Origin of the sequence: Streptomyces sp. NPDC057623 (genome assembly GCF_042800355.1) — a bacterium.
In the GTDB taxonomy this organism is placed as follows: domain Bacteria; phylum Actinomycetota; class Actinomycetes; order Streptomycetales; family Streptomycetaceae; genus Streptomyces.
This window is the reverse complement of sequence record NZ_JBHVGZ010000017.1, coordinates 97,108-118,593: the sequence shown is the minus strand read 5'-3', so window position 1 is coordinate 118,593 and position 21,486 is coordinate 97,108. Positions and strand designations below refer to the sequence as shown.

At 71.8% G+C, this 21,486-nt stretch carries 24 protein-coding genes; 10 read left to right on the top strand and 14 right to left on the bottom strand.

Annotated elements, in window-relative coordinates; translation table 11 throughout:
- Nucleotides 1-144: 144 nt before the first annotated feature.
- The 3 genes from ACFU95_RS19830 to ACFU95_RS19820 all read left to right on the top strand — a co-directional run bounded on the left by ACFU95_RS19830 (nt 145) and on the right by ACFU95_RS19820 (nt 2,324).
- Complete coding sequence (locus ACFU95_RS19830) at nt 145-1,161, top strand: DEDDh family exonuclease (protein ID WP_383828958.1); 1,017 nt, start codon at nt 145-147, stop codon at nt 1,159-1,161.
- Between the two features lie 79 nt (nt 1,162-1,240).
- Nucleotides 1,241-1,474, top strand: coding sequence for a hypothetical protein (locus tag ACFU95_RS19825; RefSeq protein WP_383828956.1), 234 nt, complete (start codon nt 1,241-1,243; stop codon nt 1,472-1,474).
- A 58-nt stretch (nt 1,475-1,532) separates the two neighbouring features.
- Nucleotides 1,533-2,324 carry an SURF1 family protein gene (locus ACFU95_RS19820; protein WP_383828954.1) on the top strand — a complete coding sequence of 264 codons (792 nt, stop codon included), beginning with the start codon at nt 1,533-1,535 and terminating at the stop codon, nt 2,322-2,324.
- Between the two features lie 34 nt (nt 2,325-2,358).
- Here ACFU95_RS19820 and ACFU95_RS19815 read toward each other — a convergent pair whose 3' ends face one another.
- The 4 genes from ACFU95_RS19815 to ACFU95_RS19800 form a co-directional block, all read right to left on the bottom strand.
- Nucleotides 2,359-3,312 (bottom strand): hypothetical protein, encoded by a 954-nt coding sequence (locus ACFU95_RS19815; protein ID WP_383828952.1) that lies wholly within the window; start codon nt 3,310-3,312, stop codon nt 2,359-2,361.
- Between the two features lie 107 nt (nt 3,313-3,419).
- Nucleotides 3,420-3,611, bottom strand: a complete 192-nt coding sequence (locus ACFU95_RS19810) for a CstA-like transporter-associated (seleno)protein (RefSeq protein ID WP_383828950.1) — start codon at nt 3,609-3,611, stop codon at nt 3,420-3,422.
- On the bottom strand, nt 3,608-5,761 hold the full coding sequence (locus ACFU95_RS19805; protein WP_383828948.1) for a carbon starvation CstA family protein: 2,154 nt from the start codon (nt 5,759-5,761) through the stop codon (nt 3,608-3,610). Before ACFU95_RS19805 ends, ACFU95_RS19810 begins: the two co-directional genes overlap by 4 nt.
- A gap of 96 nt (nt 5,762-5,857) precedes the next feature.
- Nucleotides 5,858-6,076, bottom strand: coding sequence for a DUF3311 domain-containing protein (locus ACFU95_RS19800; protein WP_383828946.1), 219 nt, complete (start codon nt 6,074-6,076; stop codon nt 5,858-5,860).
- A gap of 202 nt (nt 6,077-6,278) precedes the next feature.
- Between ACFU95_RS19800 and ACFU95_RS19795 the strand changes: the two genes are divergently transcribed.
- From ACFU95_RS19795 to ACFU95_RS19775, 5 genes are read left to right on the top strand one after another with little or no spacing between them, the layout of a single operon-like run.
- Nucleotides 6,279-7,817 (top strand): sodium:solute symporter, encoded by a 1,539-nt coding sequence (locus tag ACFU95_RS19795; protein ID WP_383828944.1) that lies wholly within the window; start codon nt 6,279-6,281, stop codon nt 7,815-7,817.
- Between the two features lie 17 nt (nt 7,818-7,834).
- The gene (locus ACFU95_RS19790; protein WP_383829045.1) at nt 7,835-8,407 is read left to right on the top strand and encodes a sigma-70 family RNA polymerase sigma factor; all 573 of its coding nucleotides are present in this window, start codon (nt 7,835-7,837) and stop codon (nt 8,405-8,407) included.
- Nucleotides 8,404-8,745 (top strand): hypothetical protein, encoded by a 342-nt coding sequence (locus tag ACFU95_RS19785; RefSeq protein WP_383828942.1) that lies wholly within the window; start codon nt 8,404-8,406, stop codon nt 8,743-8,745. The genes ACFU95_RS19790 and ACFU95_RS19785 overlap by 4 nt, the downstream gene beginning before the upstream one ends.
- A gap of 58 nt (nt 8,746-8,803) precedes the next feature.
- Nucleotides 8,804-10,591 carry a glycoside hydrolase family 15 protein gene (locus ACFU95_RS19780; RefSeq protein ID WP_383828940.1) on the top strand — a complete coding sequence of 596 codons (1,788 nt, stop codon included), beginning with the start codon at nt 8,804-8,806 and terminating at the stop codon, nt 10,589-10,591.
- Between the two features lie 5 nt (nt 10,592-10,596).
- Nucleotides 10,597-11,352 carry an SDR family oxidoreductase gene (locus tag ACFU95_RS19775; RefSeq protein WP_383828938.1) on the top strand — a complete coding sequence of 252 codons (756 nt, stop codon included), beginning with the start codon at nt 10,597-10,599 and terminating at the stop codon, nt 11,350-11,352.
- On the opposite strand, the gene amaP is transcribed toward ACFU95_RS19775, so the two are convergent.
- Genes amaP through ACFU95_RS19750 form a run of 5 tightly spaced genes read right to left on the bottom strand, consistent with a single transcriptional unit; the run spans nt 11,349 to nt 13,735 of the window.
- Entirely contained in the window at nt 11,349-11,936 is a 588-nt protein-coding gene (gene amaP, locus ACFU95_RS19770) for an alkaline shock response membrane anchor protein AmaP (protein WP_383828936.1), read from the bottom strand. The genes ACFU95_RS19775 and amaP overlap by 4 nt on opposite strands.
- Nucleotides 11,933-12,613 carry a DUF6286 domain-containing protein gene (locus tag ACFU95_RS19765; RefSeq protein WP_383828934.1) on the bottom strand — a complete coding sequence of 227 codons (681 nt, stop codon included), beginning with the start codon at nt 12,611-12,613 and terminating at the stop codon, nt 11,933-11,935. The genes amaP and ACFU95_RS19765 overlap by 4 nt, the downstream gene beginning before the upstream one ends.
- Nucleotides 12,610-12,990 (bottom strand): Asp23/Gls24 family envelope stress response protein, encoded by a 381-nt coding sequence (locus tag ACFU95_RS19760; protein WP_383828932.1) that lies wholly within the window; start codon nt 12,988-12,990, stop codon nt 12,610-12,612. The genes ACFU95_RS19765 and ACFU95_RS19760 overlap by 4 nt, the downstream gene beginning before the upstream one ends.
- A gap of 20 nt (nt 12,991-13,010) precedes the next feature.
- Nucleotides 13,011-13,196, bottom strand: a complete 186-nt coding sequence (locus ACFU95_RS19755) for a hypothetical protein (protein WP_030054863.1) — start codon at nt 13,194-13,196, stop codon at nt 13,011-13,013.
- A gap of 59 nt (nt 13,197-13,255) precedes the next feature.
- A complete protein-coding gene (locus tag ACFU95_RS19750; protein WP_383828929.1) occupies nt 13,256-13,735 on the bottom strand; it encodes an Asp23/Gls24 family envelope stress response protein in 480 nt (159 codons plus the stop codon).
- An 87-nt stretch (nt 13,736-13,822) separates the two neighbouring features.
- Between ACFU95_RS19750 and ACFU95_RS19745 the strand changes: the two genes are divergently transcribed.
- Nucleotides 13,823-14,563, top strand: a complete 741-nt coding sequence (locus ACFU95_RS19745) for a nucleopolyhedrovirus P10 family protein (RefSeq protein ID WP_383828927.1) — start codon at nt 13,823-13,825, stop codon at nt 14,561-14,563.
- A gap of 12 nt (nt 14,564-14,575) precedes the next feature.
- Here ACFU95_RS19745 and ACFU95_RS19740 read toward each other — a convergent pair whose 3' ends face one another.
- The 3 genes from ACFU95_RS19740 to ACFU95_RS19730 all read right to left on the bottom strand — a co-directional run bounded on the left by ACFU95_RS19740 (nt 14,576) and on the right by ACFU95_RS19730 (nt 17,663).
- Nucleotides 14,576-15,379 carry an enoyl-CoA hydratase/isomerase family protein gene (locus ACFU95_RS19740; RefSeq protein WP_383828925.1) on the bottom strand — a complete coding sequence of 268 codons (804 nt, stop codon included), beginning with the start codon at nt 15,377-15,379 and terminating at the stop codon, nt 14,576-14,578.
- Nucleotides 15,380-15,510: 131 nt separating this feature from the next.
- Nucleotides 15,511-15,729: a helix-turn-helix domain-containing protein gene (locus ACFU95_RS19735; protein ID WP_019758351.1), complete on the bottom strand. Its 219-nt coding sequence runs from the start codon at nt 15,727-15,729 to the stop codon at nt 15,511-15,513.
- A 335-nt stretch (nt 15,730-16,064) separates the two neighbouring features.
- On the bottom strand, nt 16,065-17,663 hold the full coding sequence (locus tag ACFU95_RS19730) for an ABC-F family ATP-binding cassette domain-containing protein (RefSeq protein WP_383828923.1): 1,599 nt from the start codon (nt 17,661-17,663) through the stop codon (nt 16,065-16,067).
- Nucleotides 17,664-18,000: 337 nt separating this feature from the next.
- Between ACFU95_RS19730 and ACFU95_RS19725 the strand changes: the two genes are divergently transcribed.
- Nucleotides 18,001-18,414: a VOC family protein gene (locus ACFU95_RS19725; RefSeq protein WP_383828921.1), complete on the top strand. Its 414-nt coding sequence runs from the start codon at nt 18,001-18,003 to the stop codon at nt 18,412-18,414.
- A gap of 13 nt (nt 18,415-18,427) precedes the next feature.
- On the opposite strand, the gene ACFU95_RS19720 is transcribed toward ACFU95_RS19725, so the two are convergent.
- Together ACFU95_RS19720 and ACFU95_RS19715 are read right to left on the bottom strand one after the other, a co-directional pair.
- A complete protein-coding gene (locus ACFU95_RS19720; RefSeq protein ID WP_383828919.1) occupies nt 18,428-19,879 on the bottom strand; it encodes a hypothetical protein in 1,452 nt (483 codons plus the stop codon).
- Nucleotides 19,880-20,061: 182 nt separating this feature from the next.
- Nucleotides 20,062-21,189, bottom strand: a complete 1,128-nt coding sequence (locus ACFU95_RS19715; protein ID WP_383828917.1) for an alpha/beta hydrolase — start codon at nt 21,187-21,189, stop codon at nt 20,062-20,064.
- Nucleotides 21,190-21,486: the final 297 nt, after the last annotated feature.

The following is a 21,486-nucleotide window of genomic DNA, read 5'->3' as shown; positions in this document are numbered from 1 at the left end:
CACGGGGGGTGCGGCAACGCCCGGCGCTCGCCCACCGGTTGACGTGCCGGTTGCCGCGCTGACGTTCGTGGCGCTCGAACGGGCGGGCGGCGCAAGGCACCTGACGGCCAGGAGTGTCAGTCCTGGCCCGTATCCTCAGTGACCATGCTCGAAGACCGTGCGACCGCAGCGTCCTCCCCCACAGCATGGCCGACCGTGTATCCCGAGGGATACGCGGTCGTTGACGTGGAGACCACGGGCCTGGCCCGGGACGACCGGATAATCTCCGCGGCCGTCTACCGACTGGACGCGCGCGGCGAGGTCGAGGACCACTGGTACACGCTGGTCAATCCGGAGCGGGACCCGGGCCCGGTGTGGATCCACGGTCTGACGAGCGAGGCACTGGAGGGCGCTCCCCTCTTCACGGACATCGCCGAGGAGTTCTCGTCCCGGCTGGACGGACGGGTGCTCGTCGCGCACAACGCCGTCTTCGACTGGCAGATGATCGCGCGGGAGTACGCGCGCGCGGAGCGCGAGGCCCCGGTGCGGCAGCGGCTGTGCACCATCGCGCTCTCCAAGGAGCTGGGCCTGCCGCTGCCCAACCACAAGCTGGAGTCGCTGGCCGCCCACTTCGGCGTCGTACAGCAGCGGGCGCACCACGCGCTGGACGACGCGCGTGTGCTCGCGGAGGCGTTCCGGCCCAGTCTGCGGGCCGCGGCGGCGGGCAGCGTGCGACTGCCGCTGCAGGAGTGCCGGCCGCTGACCGAGTGGCGGGACACGACCACGCCCCGGATCGGGCAGCAGGCGGGCGGAGGCGGTTTCGGCGGCGGCAGTGGCGGTTACAGCTATCGGCCGACCAGTTGGCGTCCGTCCCGCAAGCGGCCCGCTTGCCCCTATCCCAACCCGGGCCGCTACGAAGAGGGCAAAAGGCTCAAGCAGGGCATGCGGGTCGCCTTCTCCGGCGACACGTCGATCGAGCGCGACCTGCTGGAGGACCGCGCGATCGAGGCCGGGCTGCATGTGGCGACGAGCCTGTCCCGGCTGACCAGCCTGCTCGTCACGAACGACCCGGACGCGGGCACGTCGAAGGTGGTCAAGGCCCGCCAGTTCGGGACGCCGGTGATCGACGAGGCGGCCTTCGGGCAACTCCTCAGGGACGTGGAGCCGGCGTCGCAGCGGTGACCGTACGGACGGGTGATTGCCGCGCGACTCGCCCGGAGCGCTCTCGCCCGGACCGCGGTGACGGCTCACCCTGTGGCGCATGGCGACATGTGAAGTGTGCGGAAACGACTACGGCATGAGCTTCGAGGTGCACGCGCAGGGCGCGGTGCACGTCTTCGACTGTTTCTCCTGCGCCATCCACCGCATGGCACCCGTCTGTGAACACTGCCGCGTCCAGATCATCGGGCAGGGCGTCGAGGTCGAGGGCCAGTGGTACTGCGGCGCCCACTGCGCCCGCGCGGAGGGAAAGGTGGGCATCGTCGACAAGGTGTGACCGGCCAGGACCCGTACCCGCCTGAAAGCACCCCACGACCGAGTTGTACGGTCGTGGGGTGTACCGCTTCCTGTTGTCCCGGCAGTGGGTGATCCTCACGCTGGTCGCCCTGCTCCTCATCCCCACGATGATCAGGCTGGGCATCTGGCAGATGCACCGCTACGAGGAGCGCCACGCCCGGAACCAGCTGGTCGCCGAGGCGCTGGGTGCCAAGGCGGTGCCGGTGGAGCAGCTGACCTCCGCGGGGCACACCGTCACCGCCAAGGAGCGGTACCGCACCGTGAGCGCGGTGGGCCGCTTCGACACCGAGGACGAGATCGTCGTCAGGCGGCGCGTCAACTCCGACGAAGAGGTCGGCTTCCACGTCCTCACCCCGTTCGTCCTGGCGGACGGCAGGGTGCTGCTGGTCAATCGCGGCTGGATCCCCGCGGACGGGCCCACCCAGACGGCCTTCCCCAGGATCCCGGCGCCGCCGAGCGGACAGGTCACCGTCACCGGGCGGCTGATGCCCGACGAGACGACCGAGGCGAGCGGCATCAAGAACCTCAAGGGTCTGCCCGACCGGCAGGTCATGCTGATCAACAGCGAGCAGGAGGCGTCCCGCCTGGACGCGCCGGTGCTCGGCGGGTACGTCGTGCTGACGACGCCGGAACCGAAGGGCGACACGCCGGAGCTGATCGGGAAGCCCGGCGAGGAGAACGCCCCGCTGAACTACGCCTACGCCCTTCAGTGGTGGCTGTTCGCGGCGGGTGTCCCGCTCGGCTGGTTCGTCCTGGCCCGCCGCGAGGCACGGGACCGGGCTCAGGCCGCCGTGCCGGACGAGTCGGAGACCACGCCGGCCCCGGTGTAGTTCCCGGGCGCGGCCCGCGCCGTGGTCGCGCCGCTCACTTGCGGCTGCGGCCGGTCAGCTGGTCCCGCCAGTACAGGAAGGTGCGTTCCGGCTCGGGCAGCAGGTCCCACGGGTGGTGGGTCATGTGGCGGCCGATGCGCTGGAACACCTGGCCCGCCTCGGCCGGGCGGTGGGCGCGGGTCAGCGCGAAGGCGAGGACGTTGAGGTCGATGACGGCTTCGGCGTGCGGTGTGGCGGCGCTGTGGAACCAGCGGGAGAGGGCCGTGTCGATCTCCCGTACCGCCGCGGGTTCGGTCCAGTGGCCGCTCGCGCCGAGCTCGGCGAGACCCGTCCGGCCCTGGCGGTGGGCGGCGAGTTCCGCGCGGGCCGCCACCGGGAGCAGGGCGATCGGGGATCCGTGCGGTGCCTGGAACGCGGCCTGCCAGGCGAAGTCCATCATGTCGGGGACCGCGCCGTGTCCGCGCGGGGACAGGTACCGCAGCATCAGGTCGTAGGCGGTCCGGTGCCAGGGCGCTCGGGTCACGGCCTGGGTCCACACCGGCACGGCGTCCCGCACCGGCACCGCACCGGAATGCATCAGGGACAGGAGCGCCAGCCAGGGCGTCGGGTCCTCCGGGCAGGCCGCGGCGGCGCGCAGACACGCCTGCTCGGTCCGGCGGAACGCGGCAGGCCCCTCGGCCGGGGCGCGGGCCGACTGGACGTAGGCACGCAGGACCAGGGCGTCGCCGTCGTCGGGCCGGTCGGCGGCCCATCTCTCGGAGACGGCGGCCGGCAGGTGCCGGGCGAGGACGGAGACCCGGTGGACCCGGCGGTCCCAGTCACGTCCGGTGGTGCGGAGCAGTTCGGCCACGGAGGCCCATGCGGGGCTTGTGCGGCCGGCTCCGAGGCCGTGGAGCTGTTGGGTGGGGCGGAGTTCGAGCAGGGTTCTGTGCAGGGGGTCGTCGTCCAGTTCGGGGCGTATCAGGGGGGATGTTCGGCGTCTCAGCATGTGGGTGGGTGTCTCGCCGTAGGGGGTGTGCTTTGTGGGCGGCTGCGGGTGGTCGGTGTGGCTGGTCCACGAACCACCCGCAGCCGCCCGTTGACGTGGAGCGGCAGTCAGCAGCAGCGGCTCTGCGGCCGCTGCTCCCGGGTCCGCGTGCGCAGTGCGTCGTACTCCCGTCGGGTCGGCACCGGGGCGTGCGGGTGGTGGCGCCGGTGCCGGTCGCAGTAGCGGTCGTACTCCGCCGCTCCGGTCAGCTCACGCGCGTACCAGCGCAGCACCCCCAGCACCTTCCTGACGGTCCTCATGAGCGCGCCCCCACCAGCGGTTCGGCGGGCCCTTCCGACGCGTCGATACGGGACTCGACGTACGGCGCCTCAGTGGTCGGCAGCGGCTGCGGGGCCCGGACGGCGCGGACGCACACCACCGCGCAGTTGACCAGGACGGTGAGGACCAGCAGCAGGAAGACGGCCATGAGCACACCGTCGACCGTGTTGTTGAGCACGATGGTGTGCATGTCGTCCAGGTCCGTGGCCCCCGGCAGGAGCTGACCGTTCTCGATGGCCTGCGCGTACTTGTCCCGCAGGGCGAAGAAGCCGATCGCCGGGTTGTCCGAGAAGATCTTCTGCCAGCCGGCGGTGTAGGTGACGGCGACGTCCCAGGCCAGCGGGATGCCGGTGACCCAGGCCCAGCGCAGCTTGCCGGACTTGATCAGCACGGTGGTGGTGACGGCCAGGGCCACCGCGGCCAGCAGCTGGTTGGCGATGCCGAACAGCGGGAACAGCTGCTTGATCCCGCCGAGGGGGTCGGTGACACCGGCGTAGAGGAAGTAGCCCCAGGCGCCGACGACCAGGGCGCTGGTGAGCCAGATGCCGGGCTTCCAGGTGACCCGGCCGATCGGCTTCCAGACGTTGCCGAGCATGTCCTGGAGCATGAAGCGGCCGACCCGGGTGCCGGCGTCGACCGTGGTGAGGATGAACAGCGCCTCGAACATGATCGCGAAGTGGTACCAGAAGGCCTTCATCCCGGCGCCGCCGAGCACCCCGGCGAAGATCTCCGACATGCCGACCGCCAGCGTGGGCGCCCCACCGGAGCGGCCGACCAGCGTCTCCTCCTCGACCGCCTTGGCGGCCGCGGTGAGCTGGTCCGGGGTGATGGTGAAGCCGAGGTTCTTCACGGCCTCGGCGGCGGTGTCCACGGTCGGGCCGAGCAGCGCGGCCGGGGAGTTCATGGCGTAGAAGAGGCCCGGTTCGAGCACACAGGCGGCGATCAGCGCCATGACGGCGACGAAGGACTCCGTGAGCATGGAGCCGTAGCCGATCACGCGGACCTGGGACTCCTTCTGGATCAGCTTGGGCGTGGTGCCGGAGGAGACCAGGGCGTGGAAGCCGGACAGCGCGCCGCAGGCGATGGTGATGAACAGGAACGGGAAGAGGGAACCGGCGAACACCGGTCCGGCGCCGGTCGACGCGAACTCGGTCACCGGCTCGGCCTTGAGGTTCGGGGCGGCGACCACCACGCCGACGGCCATCAGGGCGATGGTGCCGACCTTCATGAAGGTCGACAGGTAGTCACGGGGCGCCAGCAGCATCCACACCGGCAGCACCGAGGCGAAGAAGCCGTAGCCGACCAGACAGAAGACCAGGGTCTCAGGGCTCCAGACGAAGTACTCGGCCAGTGAGGAGTCCTGGATCCAGCCGCCGCCGAGGATGGCGAGCAGCAGCAGTGCCACGCCGATGAAGCTGGTCTCCACGACCCGGCCGGGCCGCAGGTAGCGCAGGTAGAAGCCCATGAAGAGGGCGATGGGGATGGTCATGGAGACCGAGAAGGTGCCCCACGCGGACTCCGCCAGCGCGTTGACGACGACCATGGCGAGGACGGCCAGCAGGATGATCATGATGGCGAAGACGCCGATCAGCGCGGCGGCCCCGCCGACCTTGCCGATCTCGTCCCGGGCCATCTGGCCGAGGCTCTTGCCGTCCCGGCGCATGGAGAGGAACAGGACGATCATGTCCTGCACCGCGCCGGCGAAGATCACGCCCGCGATGATCCAGACGGTGCCCGGCAGATAGCCCATCTGGGCGGCCAGGACCGGGCCGACCAGCGGGCCGGCGCCGGCGATCGCCGCGAAGTGGTGGCCGAACAGCACCCGCTTGTCGGTGGGGTGGTAGTCGACGCCATCCTCCAGGCGTTCGGCCGGGGTGGCGCGGGTGTCGTCGACCTGGAGGACCTTGCGGGCGATGAAGCGCGAGTAGAAGCGGTAGGCGATCGCGTACGAGCCGAGGGCCGCCACAACGAGCCAGACGGCCGAGATCTCCTCACCCCGGGACAGGGCGAGCACGGCCCAGCCGAGGGCGCCGACGAGGGCGACGGCGCTCCAGATCGCGACCGACTTAGGCGACATTCGTGATTTTTCCGGCGCCTCGCGGCCGGATTCGGGCATGGCTGATGTGGGCATGACGGCTCCTGACCTGAACAGGTGGGCAAAGCAGGTGTGCGGACAGAACGAGATGAGGTGCGGCAGCAGGAAGTGCGGCAGTGAGGGAAGTGCGGCTCAGCGATCTCGATGTCGGTCCGACAGCGCGTACGCCGCGAGCAGGCAGAGGCCGCACCCCGGCACCCAGGCGAGCTGGTACCAGTAGAAGAACGGCGTCCCTGCCAGCCGCGGTTCGGCACCGGCGTACCAGGGGACCCACAGCAGACCCGAGGCGGGCGCGAGAAGCAGTACGGCGATCGCGACGCGCCGTAGCCGGTGATGACCGGTCCGTGCCATGACCTGCGCTCCTCTCCCCCTCGCTGTCGGTCTGTGCAAGAGTTGCCCACTCCCTCGAACCGGTTGACAGCGAATTTCCAGGAAATTTCCCGCCGGTTCCCTGTCCTCCGTTCGGGGGGCCCGCGCAACTCTCGCGTAGGTCCTGCCGACGGGAAGCGGACGGCAGGGCCTGAGGGCACAGGCACACCAAGGACGGTGACCCATGGCCGATGGCGCCATGACCGCGACGTTTCTCGCCGTGATCGGCGGAGCGTCGCTGCTCGCCGTGACCGCGCGACGCCTGCGCCCGAGCGACAGGCTGCCGTCCCTGGAGGGCTGGGCGCTGGCCGACCGCAGCCTCGGCCCCGTGTGGACCTGGCTGCTGCTCGGCGGCACGATCTTCACCGCGTACACCTTCGCCGCGATACCGGGCCTGGCGTACGGCAACGGCGCGCCCGCCTTCTTCGCGGTGCCGTACACGGTGATCGTCTGCCCCATCGCCTTCGTGCTGCTGAGCCGTCTGTGGACCGTGGCCCGTCGGCACGGCTACGTCACGGCGGCCGACTTCGTGCGCGGCCGCTACGGCTCGCCGCCGCTGGCCCTGGTCGTCGCGCTGACCGGGATCCTCGCGACCATGCCGTATCTCGCGCTCCAGCTGCTCGGCATCCGGGCGGTGCTGGCGGCCGGAGGCGTGTATCCGCGGGGCGCGGCCGGTGATCTGGTGATGGTGGCGCTGTTCGCCGGGCTGGCGGTCGCCACCTACCGGCACGGGCTGCGCGCCCCCACCGTCATCTCCGCGCTCAAGGCCGTGGCCGTCTTCGTCTCACTGACCGCGGTGACCTGGCTGGTCCTGGACCGGCTCGGCGGCCCGGGTGCCGTCTTCGACGGTGCGGCCGAGCGCCTGGGCGGCCCGGCCCTGCTCCTCTCCCCCGAGCAGCAGCCCGCCTACGCCACCCTCGCCTTCGGTTCCGCGCTCGCGCTGCTGATGTACCCGCATGTGCTCACCGCCGGTTTCGCCGCCGACGGCCCGCGCACCCTGCGCAAGGTGTCCGTGGCGCTGCCCGCCTGGACCGGGCTGCTCGCCCTCTTCGGCTTCCTCGGCATCGCGGCCCTCGCGACGGGCGTCCGCGCCCCGGCGGGCGGCGCCGAGGCCGCCGTACCGATGTTGGTCGACCGGCTGATGCCGGCCCCGCTGGCCGGACTGGTCTTCGGGGCGATCACCGTGGGGGCGATGGTCCCGGCCGCGGTGATGTCGATCGCGGCCGCCACGAGCTTCGTACGCAATGTGTATGTCGAGTACGTCCATCCGACGGCCACGCCCAAGCGGCAGGTGCGCATCGCCAAGGCGGTGTCGCTCACCGCGAAGGTGGGCGCGGTGGCGTTCGTGTTCGGGCTGCGCGACCAGGACGCCATCAACCTCCAGCTCCTCGGCGGTGTCTGGATCCTGCAGATCTTCCCGGCCGTCGCGGTGGGGCTGTTCACCGGGCGGCTGCATCCGCGGGCGCTGCTCGCCGGGTGGGGCGTGGGCATGGTCGCGGGGACCTTCATGGTCGTACGGGAGGGGTTCTCGTCGGTCGTGTCCCTCGGCGGCGGGCCGGAGATCTACGCCGGGCTCGCCGCCCTGTTCCTCAACCTGATCGTGGCCGTGGCCGGGACCGCGGTGCTGCACCACCTCGGCGTCCCACGCGGCGCCGACCTCACCGACCTGCCGTCACGCCTGAGCATCGGACGGCGCCCCGAGACGGGAGCGAGCAACCCGTGAGACAGCATCGAGAAGCACTGCACCTGCCCGCGGCCGCGCCACCCGGCGCCGCCGCGGTACCGGCCGTGCCCCTCGCCCCCGCGGCGAGCGACCCAGCGGACCTGGAGCGCGAGGCCGGCCTGGCCCGCCTGTTCGAGCTGCACTACTCCTCGATGCTGCGCCTCGCCGTCCTGCTAGGGGCCGACGACCCGGAGAACGTGGTCGCCGAGGCCTACTACCAGATCTACCGGAAGTGGCGGCGCCTCAGGGACATCGAGGCGGCGGAGGCGTATCTGCGCTCCACGGTGTGCAATCTGACACGGATGCGGATACGGCATCTCCAGGTGGCGCGCAAGCACGTCGAGAAGTCGGCGGACGAACTCGTCGCCTCCGCCGAGAGCACCGCGCTCCTGCACGACGACCAGCGTGTGCTGATCGACGCGCTCCAGCAGCTGCCGGCCCGGCAGCGTGAGGCGCTGGTGCTGCGGCACTGGCTCGGACTGAAGGAGAGCGAGATCGCCGCGGCGATGGGAATCTCCTGCGGATCCGTCAAGACCCATACGGCGCGCGGTCTCGCCGCCCTGACCCAGGCGATGGAGGCCCGGCGATGACGTATCGAGACGCGACTTCGTCAAGTGACACCGGTGCGGACCGCACGGAGCGGGAGCTGCGCGAGGCGCTCTCCGCGCTCGCCGACGGGGTGCGGGCGGCGCCCGACGCCTATCGCACGGCGCGCGGCGAGTGGCTGCGCCGGGAACGCCGGCGCCGGCTCGTCCTCGCCGTCCTGATCGCGGTCGTGTTCGCCCTGGCCACCCTGATCGGCCTCTGGGTCCTGAACCGGACCCCGGCGGATCCCGGCGTGATCTTCTCCGGCACGGGGACCCACGCGGGCGCCTCGCTGACCGGGTCCCCCGGCGACCTGCCCCCGACCGGATCCCCGGCAGGCTGATCACTCCCACGGCCCCACCCCTGATTGGCCCACCGGCCCCTGGGGAACCCGCAATTGCGTGCACCCGCGCATCGAGGACTACGCCCTCATCGGCGACGAGCAGACGGCCGCCCTGGTCGGCAGGGACGGTTCCGTCGACTGGCTGTGTCTGCCCCGCTTCGACTCGGCGGCCTGCTTCGCCAAGCTGCTCGGCGACAGAGACAACGGCCACTGGCGCATCGCCCCGAAACATGTGAAGGGCCCCTGCACCCGCCGCGCCTACCGCCCCGACACCCTGGTCCTGGACACCGAGTGGGAGACCGACGAGGGCGCGATCCGGGTCACCGATCTGATGCCCCAACGCGACCGCGCCCCCGACCTCGTGCGCATCGTCGAGGGCCTCAGCGGCCGGGTCACCGTGCGCAGCACCCTGCGGATCCGCTTCGACTACGGCTCGGTCGTACCCTGGGTGCGCGAGTCCGACGGACAGCGGGTGGCCGTGGCGGGCCCCGACTCGGTCTGGCTGCGCAGCGAACCCGAGGTGCCCACCTGGGGCGAGAACTTCGGTACGCACTCGGAGTTCACGGTCGAGAAGGGCGAGAAGGTCGCGTTCGTCCTCACCTGGCACCCCTCGCACGAGCCGCGCCCGCCGCTCGTCGACGCGTACAAGGCGTTGCACGGCAGCGTCCGGGACTGGCGGCACTGGGTACGGCACTGCAGCTACGACGGCCCGCACCGCGATGCCGTGATCCGCTCCCTGATCACCCTCAAGGCCCTCACCTACCGGCCGACCGGTGGCATCGTCGCCGCCCCGACCACCTCGCTCCCCGAGGAGGTGGGGGGCGTCCGCAACTGGGACTACCGCTACTGCTGGCTGCGCGACTCCACCCTCACCCTGAACGTGGGCCTGTCGGCGGGCTACCGGGAGGAGGCCGAGGCGTGGCGCGACTGGCTGCTGCGCGCGGTCGCCGGTGACCCGGCCGACCTGCAGATCATGTACGGCCTGGCGGGCGAGCGGCGGCTGCCCGAGTTCGAGGTGCCGTGGCTGTCCGGCTTCGCCGGCTCCAGGCCCGTACGCATCGGCAACCTGGCCGTGAACCAGCTGCAGTTGGACGTCTACGGCGAGGTCATGGACTCGCTGGCGCTGGCCCGGGACGCGGGACTGCCGACCAAGCCGCACATCTGGGCGCTCCAGACCGCCCTCATGGACTGGCTGCGCGAGGCGTGGCGACAGCCCGACGAAGGGCTGTGGGAGGTGCGCGGCGGGCGCCGTCACTTCGTGCACTCGAAGGTGATGGTGTGGGTGGCCGCGGACCGTGCCGTGCGCACCCTGGAGAAGAACCCGAAGCTCCAGGGCGACCTGGACGGCTGGCGGGCGATGCGCGACGAGGTGCACCGCGAGGTGTGCGCGAAGGGGTTCGACGCCGAGCGGAACACCTTCACCCAGTCCTACGGCTCCCGTGAACTCGACGCCGCCCTGCTGCTCATCCCGCGCGTCGGCTTCCTGCCGCCGGACGACCCCCGCGTCATCGGCACCATCGACGCGGTCCGCGCCGAGCTCGGTCACAACGGCCTGCTGCGCCGCTACAGCACCGACGAGACGGCCGTCGACGGACTGCCGGGCGGCGAGGGCACCTTCCTGGCCTGCTCGTTCTGGCTCGCGGAGGCGCTGCACATGACGGGGCGTCCGCAGGAGGCACGTGAGCTGTTCGACCGCCTGGTGGGGCTCACGAACGACGTGGGCCTGCTGTCCGAGGAGTACGACCCGATGGCCGACCGCCAGCTCGGCAACTTCCCGCAGGCCTTCAGTCACATCGGCCTGGTGAACACCGCCCTCGCCCTGTTCGGTGGCGACGGGGCAGGATAGGGACCATGGATCTTGGACTGAAGGACCGGGTGTACGTCGTCACGGGAGCCACCCGCGGGCTGGGCAACGCGGCGGCGCGTGAGCTGGTGGCCGACGGGGCGAAGGTCGTCCTGACCGGCAGGGACGAGAAGCGCACCGCCGACGCCGCGGCCGAACTGGGGCCGAACGCCGTCGGGGTGGCCGTCGACAACGCCGACGCGGACGCGCCGACGCGGCTCATCGCCGCCGCGCGGGAGGCCTTCGGCGGGTTCGACGGCATTCTCGTGAGCGTGGGCGGGCCGCCGGCCGGTTTCCTCGCGGACAACACGGACGACCAGTGGCAGGCGGCTTTCGAGTCGGTGTTCCTGGGGGCCGTGCGGCTTGCCCGGGCGGCAGCGGCGGAACTCGACGAGGGCGGGGTCATCGGATTCGTGCTGTCGGCCTCGGTGCACGAGCCGATCGGGGGTCTGACCATTTCCAATGGGCTGCGGCCGGGACTCGCCGGGTTCGCCAAGTCCCTCGCGGACGAATTGGGACCGCGCGGAATTCGGGTCGTCGGGCTGCTTCCGGCTCGTATCGACACCGACCGGGTGAAGGAGCTGGACGGGATGTCCGCGGACCCGGAGGCCACCCGGGCCGCGCACGAAGCGCGCATTCCGCTGCGGCGATACGGGGCTCCGGAGGAATTCGGGCGTGCGGCCGCGTTCTTCCTGTCCCCGGCGGCCTCCTATCTGACCGGGATCATGCTGCCGGTGGACGGCGGCAGCCGGCACGGGTTCTAACTGACCCTTTCAGCACGGTGTTTGACGCCCCGCAAGCGGGCTTCCGCCGGCAATTGAGCCAAGCCCGCTGAATTGCGGGCGTGAGCCAAGGCCACCGTGGTGAGGTCGTTCAGTGCCGTCCCGGGGTCCACGTGCGGTTCCAGCTGGAGACGTACACGGGCCCGGGGGGTACTGCGCCGGCCCGTCAGGTGGACACGGGCGCGCTGGACGCCCTCCTGTTCCGCCGCCTCGCCCTCCAGGACGCCCTCCAGGGCCCGGCCCCGCAGCAGCGCGCCCTCGCCGTCGCCGGTATCGACCAGGACCTCGGTGAGGCGGTGCCGGCGCAGGACCGAGCTCAGCCACCACAGCGCGAGCAGGACCAGGACGGCCAGCACGGCGATCACGGTCGGCCACCACCAGCCGTCGTCCCGCCAGCGCGTCCGCTCGACGTCGCTGAGCAGGACGTCGTGCCGGCTGTCGTGGATCCACCAGGACGGGGGGTCCAGCCCGAGCCCCACGGCCAGCACGGAACCACCGATCACGAGCAGCACCAGCCCGACGAGCCCGATCAGCACCCGGTTGACCACTCTGAGCACGGCCCTCACCCCTTCCGCCCCAGCCGCCGCACATGCACCGACAGCGAGGGCGGGCGGGACAGCCCCAGGCCCCTGATCGCGTCGGCGAGCGTGGCGTCCAGGTCGGCGCGTACGTCGTCCAGTTCACGGAAGTGCGACACGGCTCGGACATCGGCCTTGGCCCGGCGCATCCGTACCCGGACCGACTGGACGCCGGAGACCTCCATGGCCCGGTCGCGCAGGACCAGGGCGGCCAGGTCGCGGTGCAGCCCGGCGCGTACGTCGGGGTGGGTACGCCGCATCGGCAGGACGGAGCGCAGGCCGGGCGTGACGGCGAGGACGAGCAGCCAGAGGCCGAGGACGGCGGCGGCGCCCGCGCCGAGCAGCACCCAGATGTCGTCGAGGGGGCGCTCGGCCAGCTGGTGGGCCAGTTCCCGGCGCCAGCTCATGGCCGGCCGGTCGGCGCGTACGGCGGCGATGTCGTACAGGAAGAATCCCGCCGCGAGCAGGAGCACGAGCGCCGTGATCGCGGCCGGGACCCGGCGCGCGGACCAGACGCGGCGCTCGCCACCGCCCTTGTCGTCGACCGGGGGCGGGGGCTCGTAGGCGGCCGCCGACGCCGACTGGTCGAGGGGGTCGGGCCCGGTCTCCTTCTCGATGACCGGCAGTCTCTGTGTGGTGCCTTCGGAACCCTGGGACTCGCTCATCGCGTCCTCCCTGCCGCGCCCTGCCCGCGCGCCGGGTGCAGCCGCTCCACGTGCACGGCGACCTCCGGCACCTGCATGCCCACCAACGCGCCTACCCGTTCCACGACATGCCGACGCACGGCCGCGCACCGGGAGCCGATGTCGCAGGGGTAGTCGAGTTCGAGATGGACGAGGACCCGTGCGGCGTCGCCGAGGGCTCCTTCCGCGACCTGGGAGCGGACGACGACGTCGGCGTACGGCCGGGCGGCGTCCGCGGGCAGCTTTCCGACCGCCTCGCGCGCCGCCTGTGAGGCGATCTTCGCGACGACCCGGTCGGCGATCCGGGTCGCCCCGCGCTCACCGGGCGGGACGGTGAACGGCGCTCCGTGGAGTTCCATGGCCCCACCGCTCACCGACGTCACCGCCGCCGTTCGTCACGCTGCCGGAAGAAGTCACCCAGCTCCCAGTCGCCCTCCAGGAACCGTCCGGCTACGAACCCGACGGCGCCCAGGGCCGCCACCAGAAGGAAGGCCCCGAATCCGCCGAAATACCCGGCGAAGCCCAGTGCCATGCCGGCGATCATGCCGACCACGGCCATGCTCATGGTGCGCTCCTCAGCTCCTCGGCGACTCCCCGCCACTGCGTCCTCGGGTCACCGGCACATCACTGGATCCGGCGCTCCGGCTCTTCTTCCTCTTCCTCGGGCAGCTTCACATCACTCACCGCGATGTTGACCTCGACGACTTCGAGGCCGGTCATCCGTTCGACGGCGGTGATCACGTTCTCGCGCACGTCCCGCGTCACGTCGGCGATCGACACGCCGTACTCGACGACGATCTCCAGGTCGAGCGCGGCCTGTACCTCGCCGACCTCGGCCTTCACTCCCCGTGTCACCGACTTCGTCGTCCCGCCCGGCACCCGGTCGCGCACGGCCCCGAAGGTGCGCGACAGCCCGCTGCCCATGGCGTGTACGCCGTCCACATCGCGTGTGGCCATTCCGGCGATCTTCTCCACGACGCCGTCCGCGATGGTCGTCCGGCCCCTGGCGCCGGGGTCTCCCGCACCGCGCTTGGTCACCTGGGTCCTGCGGGGAGTGGGGGCCTCGGCCTCCGTCCCGCGGTTCTGCTCCGTCGTGTCAGTCATGGCCGTTCGTCCTTTTCGGTTGTCGTCCTTCGACCACCGTAAGCACGATTACGCGATCCCGCGCCAGGGATGGGGCAGGCTGGAGGAATGACGACGGCGGACAGGTGGACACAGGCGGTCCGGCACCAACTGGGACTCGGCAGGCTGCTGCCCCTGGGCACTGCCGGCGACGGGGCGTGGATCGCCGAGAGAGCGGCCGAGGCAGTGCTGCGGCGCGCGGCCGAGGACATGCGCGGGGTACGGCTGGACGCGCTCCGGATCGGCCTCGCCGACCCGGAGGACACGTACGAGGCGGCCGTACCGCCTCCGCCGAGCGCCGTGCCACCGGGGCCTCTGCGGGTGACGGCGGACTTCGCGGCGACGGCCGCCGAAGCGCTGCCCGTGACGGCGGACAGGCTGCGCGCACTGCTGGCCACCGCGGCCACGGACCTCCTCGGTCTGACGGTGGCCGACGTGGACCTGCGGGTGACGGCCCTGCTCGGCGAGGACGCCGAACCCGAACCCGAAGCGCGGCCCGCTCCGGTCCGGCAGCCGGAGCCGGCGCCGGCCGCCGAGCCCGGGAACCCCGACGAGGAGCGCATCGCGGCCGTGGCTCTGGCGGTCCCGGGGGTGACCCGGCTGACGGGCACCCTGGGCGGGGCGAGCCGCGCGGTGCACATCGAGAAACGGCAGGACGGGGCCGCCCTGCCGCACCGGCACGTGCGCGTGGAGCTCGCGGTGAGCGCGGACCACCGGGCCGTGGAAGTGGCCCGGGAGGTCCGTAAGAGGGTGCGGAACGCGCTGGTGGATCACCCGACGGTGGCGGTACTGGTCACCGCCGTCAGTTGATCAGTGCATGCCTCACTCGCCGAGGCCGGCCAGATCCCGCAGCCGTCGCGCCTGCGCGGCACGCTCGGCACCGCGCTGCTCGTCGTAGGTGCGGTCCACGGCACCACGCAGCAGTGCCTTGGTCTCGATCACCGCATCCCGCGGCGCGGCCACGATCGCCCCGGCCAGATCCCGCACGGCGTCGTCGAGCTGGTCGGCGGGCACCGCGAGGTTGGCCAGTCCGCTGCTGACGGCCTCCTCGGCCAGCACGAAGCGCCCCGTGACGCAGATCTCCAGCGCACGGCCGTATCCGACCAGCCCGACCAGCGGGTGCGTGCCCGTCAGGTCCGGCACCAGCCCGAGGCTGGTCTCACGCATGGCGAACTGCACGTCGTCCGCGACGACGCGCACGTCACAGGCGAGCGCGAGCTGGAAGCCCGCCCCGATGGCATGCCCCTGTACGGCGGCGATGGACACGACGTCGTTACGCCGCCACCAGGTGAAGCCCTCCTGGAACTCGGCGATGGCAGCGTCGAGTTCGCCGTCGCTGCTGCGCGCGAGTTCGATGAACGAGGGCTCGCCCTCGATCCCGTCGGGCGTGAACATCTGCCGGTCGAGCCCGGCGGAGAAGGACTTGCCCTCACCGCGCAGCACGACCACCCGCACACTGCCCGGCACGGCGCGCCCGGCCTCGGCGAGCGTCCGCCACATGGCGGGGCTCTGCACATTGCGCTTGGTCGGGTTGGTCAGCGTCACCGTGGCGATCGCGCCGTCAACGGTGAGCCGTACGCCGTTCTTGTCGAGCAGGGGTGCGTGTTCCTGGTCGGGCGAAGCCATGGGGCGCCTCCGATGAGTGCGGTCATCATGGGATGCCCGGAAGGCACCCCCTAAGTGACTGCACAGTAACCACCCGGCCGATCAGTCGACCGACCGGGTGGCCACCATCGAAGCCGATGGGCCGCCCGCGATCAGCCTGCGGCCTTCTTGCCTCGTGTCGCGCCGCCACGCCCACGAAGCGTGACGCCCGACTCGCTGAGCATCCGGTGTACGAAGCCATACGAGCGACCGGTTTCCTCGGCCAGCGCTCGAATGCTCGCACCGGAGTCGTACTTCTTCTTCAGGTCTGCCGCGAGCTTGTCGCGCGCGGCGCCGGTTACCCGGCTGCCCTTCTTCAGAGTCTCGGCCACCCGTGCCTCCTCATGGGAAGTGCGCTCTGGTCTCCTCATGATCACCCCTCCGGGCCTTCATGGCCACCCATTCGGCAAGGTCCGTGAGACACGGTTTTGACGACAGGAGCACATCCCCACAAGGGGAATCTGTGATTCCGCAGAGAGTTGTCCGTACGGCCGAACGGGTTCTTTTACGAAGTCCCAGGTCAGAGTCGTACAGCGGCCGAGCCCTTGTCGATAAAGGACTCGGCCGCGAAATCGATGTAGTACACACTTCGGTACGAGGAGATCTCACACAGATGATGGATCACCGATGGGCCGAATGATCCATACGCTGTTGATCACGCATTCGATCAAGCCAGGGCGACGAGATCCGCGTAGTCGGCGCCCCACAGATCCTCCACGCCGTCCGGCAGCAGAATGATCCGCTCCGGCTGGAGCGCCTCCACGGCGCCCTCGTCGTGGGTGACGAGCACGACCGCGCCCTTGTAGGTGCGCAGCGCGCCGAGGATCTCCTCGCGGCTGGCCGGGTCGAGGTTGTTGGTCGGCTCGTCGAGGAGCAGGACGTTCGCCGACGAGACCACGAGGGTGGCGAGGGCGAGACGGGTCTTCTCGCCGCCGGAGAGGACACCGGCGGGCTTGTCGACGTCGTCGCCGGAGAACAGGAACGAGCCGAGCACCTTGCGGACCTCGACGAGGTCCAGGTCAGGGGCGGACGAGCGCATGTTCTCCAGGACCGAGCGCTCCGGGTCGAGGGTCTCGTGCTCCTGGGCGTAGTAGCCGATCTTGAGGCCGTGGCCGGGGATGACGGCGCCGGTGTCCGGCTGCTCGGCACCGCCGAGGAGCCGGAGCAGGGTGGTCTTGCCGGCGCCGTTGAGGCCGAGGATGACGACCCGGGAGCCCTTGTCGACGGCCAGGTCGACGTCGGTGAAGATCTCCAGGGAGCCGTACGACTTCGACAGGCCCTCCGCGGTCAGCGGGGTCTTTCCGCAGGGCGCGGGCTCCGGGAAGCGGAGCTTGGCGACCTTGTCGGAGACCCGTGCCGCTTCGAGCCCGGCGAGCAGCCGGTCGGCGCGCTTGGCCATGTTCTGCGCGGCGACGGTCTTGGTCGCCTTGGCGCGCATCTTGTCGGCCTGCGAGTGCAGCGCCGCGGCCTTCTTCTCGGCGTTCTGCCGCTCGCGCTTGCGGCGCTTCTCGTCGGCCTCGCGCTGCTGCTGGTAGAGCTTCCAGCCCATGTTGTAGACATCGATCTGGGCGCGGTTGGCGTCCAGGTAGAACACCTTGTTGACGACCGTCTCGACCAGGTCGACGTCGTGGGAGATCACGATGAAGCCGCCGCGATAGCTCTTCAGGTAGTCGCGCAGCCAGACGATGGAGTCGGCGTCGAGGTGGTTCGTGGGCTCGTCGAGCAGGAGGGTGTCCGCGTCCGAGAACAGGATGCGGGCGAGCTCGATACGGCGGCGCTGACCACCGGAGAGCGTGTGCAGGGGCTGGCCGAGCACGCGGTCGGGCAGGTTCAGGGCGGCGGCGATGGTGGCGGCCTCGGCCTCGGCGGCGTACCCGCCCTTGGTGAGGAACTCCGTCTCCTGGCGCTCGTACTGCCTCAGCGCCTTCTCGCGGGTCGCGCCCTGGCCGTTGGCGATGCGCTGCTCGTTGTCGCGCATCTTGCGGATCAGCACGTCCAGGCCGCGCGCGGAGAGGACGCGGTCACGGGCGAGCACGTCGAGGTCGCCGGTACGGGGGTCCTGCGGGAGGTAGCCGACCTCGCCGGAGCGGGTGATGTTGCCGCCGGCGGGGATGCCCTCGCCGGCGAGGCACTTGGTGAGGGTCGTCTTGCCGGCGCCGTTGCGGCCGACGAGGCCGATGCGGTCACCCTTGGCGACGCGGAAGGTCGCGGACTCGATGAGAACGCGCGCACCGGCGCGCAGCTCGATACCGGAGGCGGAGATCACGGACAGACTCCAGGGCGGGGGTAGGTGGCGGGATGGGCGGCTGAGGACGTTCCCGCCGTCTAATGCGCGAGGAGAATGGCCATGAGGCCAGTCTAACGGGGCCGTGCAAGCACTTTTTCTGGGTTCGGGTGTTCGATCCGGGGCGACCCCGGCGATGAGCTGGGCGGTCCCGGCAGCGGGGAGCGCCCGCCGTGATGTACGGCACGTTCGTCCGGGCCCGCTGCCAGGAGCCCGGCACGACCGGCCGTTGTCAGTGGTCGCTGCGAGACTGGGCGCTGGGTGGGATTCCCGGCCATTGGCGGCAATTGATCACATGGGTCACAAAGGAGTGATCGGCATGGCAGACACGAGCGGTGGGCGTCCGAGCATCTACCCGACGCTGCTGTACACGGACGCGAAGGCGGCGATCAAGCAGCTCACGGAGGCCTTCGGGTTCACGGCGCTGGCGGTGTACGAGGGCGAGGACGGCTCGGTGGCCCACGCCGAGCTGGCGCAGGGCAACGGCGCGGTGATGCTCGGTTCGAAGGGCACCGGCAGCGCCTTCGACAAGGTGATGCGGGACGCGGGTACGACCGGGGTGTACGTCGTCGTGGACGACGTGGACGCACACCACCGGCGGGCCGTGGAGCACGGCGCGCAGATCCTGATGCCCCCGACGGACCAGGACTACGGCTCGCGGGACTACATGGCCCGGGACGTCGAGGGCAATGTGTGGAGCTTCGGCACCTACGCCCCCGAGATCAAGGGCTGAGCACCGGCCGCGCTCAGCTCCCCCCGGTGTGCACCTGGAAGGCGGCACGGCGTACGGCCTTGGCGAGGGCGGGGTCGGGATGGGCGGCGGCCAGCGCGACCAGGACCTGCACGGTGCGGGGGTGGCCCACGGCGCGCACCTCGTCCAGGAGCATCGGCACCGTCGGCTGCACCGCGGACTCCAGGTGCCGTACGAGCATCGGGGCCTCGCCGTGGTCGGCGACGGCGGCGGCGGTGTCGACCCAGAGCCAGGTGGCCTCTTCCCGGGTGAGCGCCTCGTGCGCGTCCTCGGGGTCGATGCCGTCGTGCTCGGCGAGCCACAGCAGGGCGTACGGCCGCAGGGTCGGCTGGTCGGCGACGGCGCGTACGTCGGGCTCGGCGGGGGCGCCGACGACGCGCAGCGCCTCGAAGGCGAGGCCGCGCAGCAGGGCGTCCTCGCCCCGGGCGGCGGCGAGCAGTTCGGTGACGGCGCTGCCGACGGGGCGGGCGGCGAGCCAGGCGCGGTATTCGTCCCGGGCGGCGTTCGGGCGGAGCTGGGCGCAGCCGCGGAGCATGTCCTCGGCGGCCCGCTCGATGTTCCCTGCGGGGCTCTGGGCGGCGACGCAGATCTGCTCCAGCTTGACCCAGACCGCCCAGCTGCCGAGCGGGGTGAGGGTGGCCTGTCCGTCGCCGCAGGTGAGGGCGCCGACCGAGGCGAGGGCGTGCAGGGCCCAGTCGAGGAGCGGGGCGAGAGGCGTGTCCTCGGCGGGCGTCGCGTCGGGGAGCCGCTCGGGGTCGGAAGGGGCGGTGCGAAGCGCCTCTTCATAAGGGTGGTGGGCGACGGGTGGGACGTAGGGGATCTCGCAGCGTTCGGTGCGCAGTTCGGTGACCCGCTGCTCCAGCAGGTCCAGGAGCTGCTCGACGGGGACGGGCCCGGCGGACAGCTGGAGGAAGGAGAGCACCTGGGGCAGGGCCGAGACGACGTCGGCCACGGCGCCGTGGGCGTGCTGCTCCGGTTCCGGGTGGGCGAGCGACCAGGCGTCGAAGAGGGCGACCCAGCCGCGCAGCACGGCGCTGTCGTCGCGGTCCCAGGCACGCAGCCGCCAGCCGGGGCGGGCGCTGTCGCCGTGCACCTCGATGAGGCCGGCGAGTCGCGCGGTGTCCCAGTCGGCGCGGACCTGAGCCGTGGTCAGGCCGAGGTCCCGGGCCGCGCGTTCGGCGGTCGCGTCGGAGAGGGTGCCTTTGCCGTCGGGGCTGGCGCCGTCCCGGCCGGGGCGCAGCGCGGCGTCCGCCCAGTGGGCGACACGGGCCGCTGCGGCCAGTCCTGAGCGAGCCATTCTGGCCAGCTCCGCCCGGGCCGGTGTGCCCTCCGGGGGGCGCGGCGCAGGGCGGCGTGGGCGCCGCTGGTTCACGGCTCTGGGGGCGGCGGCCAGGGGTCGCGGGCGGACGAGTCGAAGCCTGGAGTCGCGCGGGATACGGGACGTCACGGGTGCAGTCTTCCGGTTGACGGTCCGAAAACCCAAACGGAATGTCACGAGGGGCTACGGGGATGGCCAACGCACGGGTTCCTGCGGGCGCCGAGGGGCGCATAACAGGCCACTGGTACGGGGTTAAACGGAACCCGAGGGACCGGTGTTGCCGAGGCGCCGGAAGGGGTGCCTGGGCGGCGTCACATGAGCGGTGTCATGAAGCGGCGCAGCGACTCCTGGTAGGACTCGGGGTCGGCGTTCCACATGGCGGCGTGCGGGGCGCCCTCGACCGTGCGCAGGGCTACCAGGTTGGGGTGGGTGTCGGCGAGGCGACGTGAGAGGGCCCAGGGGGCCACCCGGTCGTCGGGGCCGTGGAAGATCAGGGTCGGCACGGTGAGCCGGCCGGCGGCACCGTCGCCGGTGAAGCGGTCGGCGCTCAGGCCCGTCCGGCCCTGTGCCGCGCGCACCGCGAGCGGCAGCAGCGCGCTCGGTGTGTGGCGGGCCCTGGCGAGGGCCCGCAGGGTGGCTTCCCAGTCGAGGACCGGGGAGTCCAGCACGAGGCCCGAGACCCGGTCACGGAGACCGGAGCGCTCGGCGGCGCGCAGCGCCATCGTGGCTCCGGTGGACCAGCCGAGCAGCACGAGTTGCTGGGCGCCGTACCGGACGGCGTAGCGCATCGCGGCGTCCAGGTCGCGCCACTCGGTCTCACCGAGGTGGTTCAGCCCGTCCGGCGGGCGGGGTGCGCCCAGGTCGCCGCGGTAGGCGAGGGCGAGCACCGGGAAGTGGCGGCCGCTGAGGAACTCCATGACGTTCATGGCCTGTTCGCGGGTGGCGCCGAGGCCGTGTACCGCGATGACCCAGGTGTCCCGCGCGCCGGGGACGAACCACGCGGGCAGGGAGCCGAGTTCGCCCGGGATGTCGACGTCGGCGTGGTCGAGGCCGAGGGCGGCGCTGGGGTTGCCGACGTACACGTTCGGGGTGAGCCAGACGCTGTCGCCGGGCTCCAGCGTGCCGTGTGTGACACGTTCCAGACGGCGTACGACGGTGTCGGCGGAGTGCTTCGCCGTGGCGAGCACGGGGCCGACGACCGCGTGCGAGCCGTCGCCGGAGAGACCGTAGGTGCCCGGCCGCAGGGTGGCGAGGTCGCGGGTGAGGGCGATCTGGCCGGCGGCCGTGGCGTGCACGGTGAGCCGGGGTTCGGTGGGCAGGGGCCGGCCGGCGGGCGCCGTCAGCGCGGCGCCACTGGCGAACCGCCCGGCGGCGACGCTCGCGGCGCCGGCGGCCAGAGCCACGGTGACGGCAGCGGCCGTCGCTTTGACTGTGCGCACCTGTCCAGTGTCCGGGCGGACGGGGGGAGCGGCCAGTGGGAGGGACTCCGTCGGCTGAACGGAGCCACCGGGCGCCGCGGATTCCCGGCACCGGCGTGGCTGCCGGCCCCGCTGGGGGCTGCCGCCCCCAGCCCCCCGCTTCGGCCCTGAAGGGGCCTCGTCCTCAAACGCCGGACGGGCTGAAAGACCGGGACCGGCCTCATGAGGCCAAGCCCCCAGCGGGTGGGTGGGGGTTCGGGACGGCGGTGGCCTCGCCCTCGAACGCCGGACAGCCCGAAAGATCCGGACCGGCGCCGA

What these genes read in the sequence shown, in the direction of transcription:
- ACFU95_RS19775 (WP_383828938.1), top strand. Translation starts at nt 10,597, where the DNA reads ATGGATCTTGGACTGAAGGACCGGGTGTACGTCGTCACGGGAGCCACC.
- ACFU95_RS19745 (WP_383828927.1), top strand. Translation starts at nt 13,823, where the DNA reads ATGACGACGGCGGACAGGTGGACACAGGCGGTCCGGCACCAACTGGGA.
- ACFU95_RS19825 (WP_383828956.1), top strand. Translation starts at nt 1,241, where the DNA reads ATGGCGACATGTGAAGTGTGCGGAAACGACTACGGCATGAGCTTCGAG.
- ACFU95_RS19795 (WP_383828944.1), top strand. Translation starts at nt 6,279, where the DNA reads ATGGCCGATGGCGCCATGACCGCGACGTTTCTCGCCGTGATCGGCGGA.
- ACFU95_RS19830 (WP_383828958.1), top strand. Translation starts at nt 145, where the DNA reads ATGCTCGAAGACCGTGCGACCGCAGCGTCCTCCCCCACAGCATGGCCG.
- ACFU95_RS19805 (WP_383828948.1), bottom strand. Translation starts at nt 5,761, where the DNA reads ATGCCCACATCAGCCATGCCCGAATCCGGCCGCGAGGCGCCGGAAAAA.
- ACFU95_RS19750 (WP_383828929.1), bottom strand. Translation starts at nt 13,735, where the DNA reads ATGACTGACACGACGGAGCAGAACCGCGGGACGGAGGCCGAGGCCCCC.
- ACFU95_RS19760 (WP_383828932.1), bottom strand. Translation starts at nt 12,990, where the DNA reads ATGGAACTCCACGGAGCGCCGTTCACCGTCCCGCCCGGTGAGCGCGGG.
- ACFU95_RS19815 (WP_383828952.1), bottom strand. Translation starts at nt 3,312, where the DNA reads ATGCTGAGACGCCGAACATCCCCCCTGATACGCCCCGAACTGGACGAC.
- ACFU95_RS19740 (WP_383828925.1), bottom strand. Translation starts at nt 15,379, where the DNA reads ATGGCTTCGCCCGACCAGGAACACGCACCCCTGCTCGACAAGAACGGC.
- ACFU95_RS19810 (WP_383828950.1), bottom strand. Translation starts at nt 3,611, where the DNA reads ATGAGGACCGTCAGGAAGGTGCTGGGGGTGCTGCGCTGGTACGCGCGT.
- ACFU95_RS19765 (WP_383828934.1), bottom strand. Translation starts at nt 12,613, where the DNA reads ATGAGCGAGTCCCAGGGTTCCGAAGGCACCACACAGAGACTGCCGGTC.
- ACFU95_RS19755 (WP_030054863.1), bottom strand. Translation starts at nt 13,196, where the DNA reads ATGAGCATGGCCGTGGTCGGCATGATCGCCGGCATGGCACTGGGCTTC.
- ACFU95_RS19785 (WP_383828942.1), top strand. Translation starts at nt 8,404, where the DNA reads ATGACGTATCGAGACGCGACTTCGTCAAGTGACACCGGTGCGGACCGC.
- ACFU95_RS19725 (WP_383828921.1), top strand. Translation starts at nt 18,001, where the DNA reads ATGGCAGACACGAGCGGTGGGCGTCCGAGCATCTACCCGACGCTGCTG.
- ACFU95_RS19800 (WP_383828946.1), bottom strand. Translation starts at nt 6,076, where the DNA reads ATGGCACGGACCGGTCATCACCGGCTACGGCGCGTCGCGATCGCCGTA.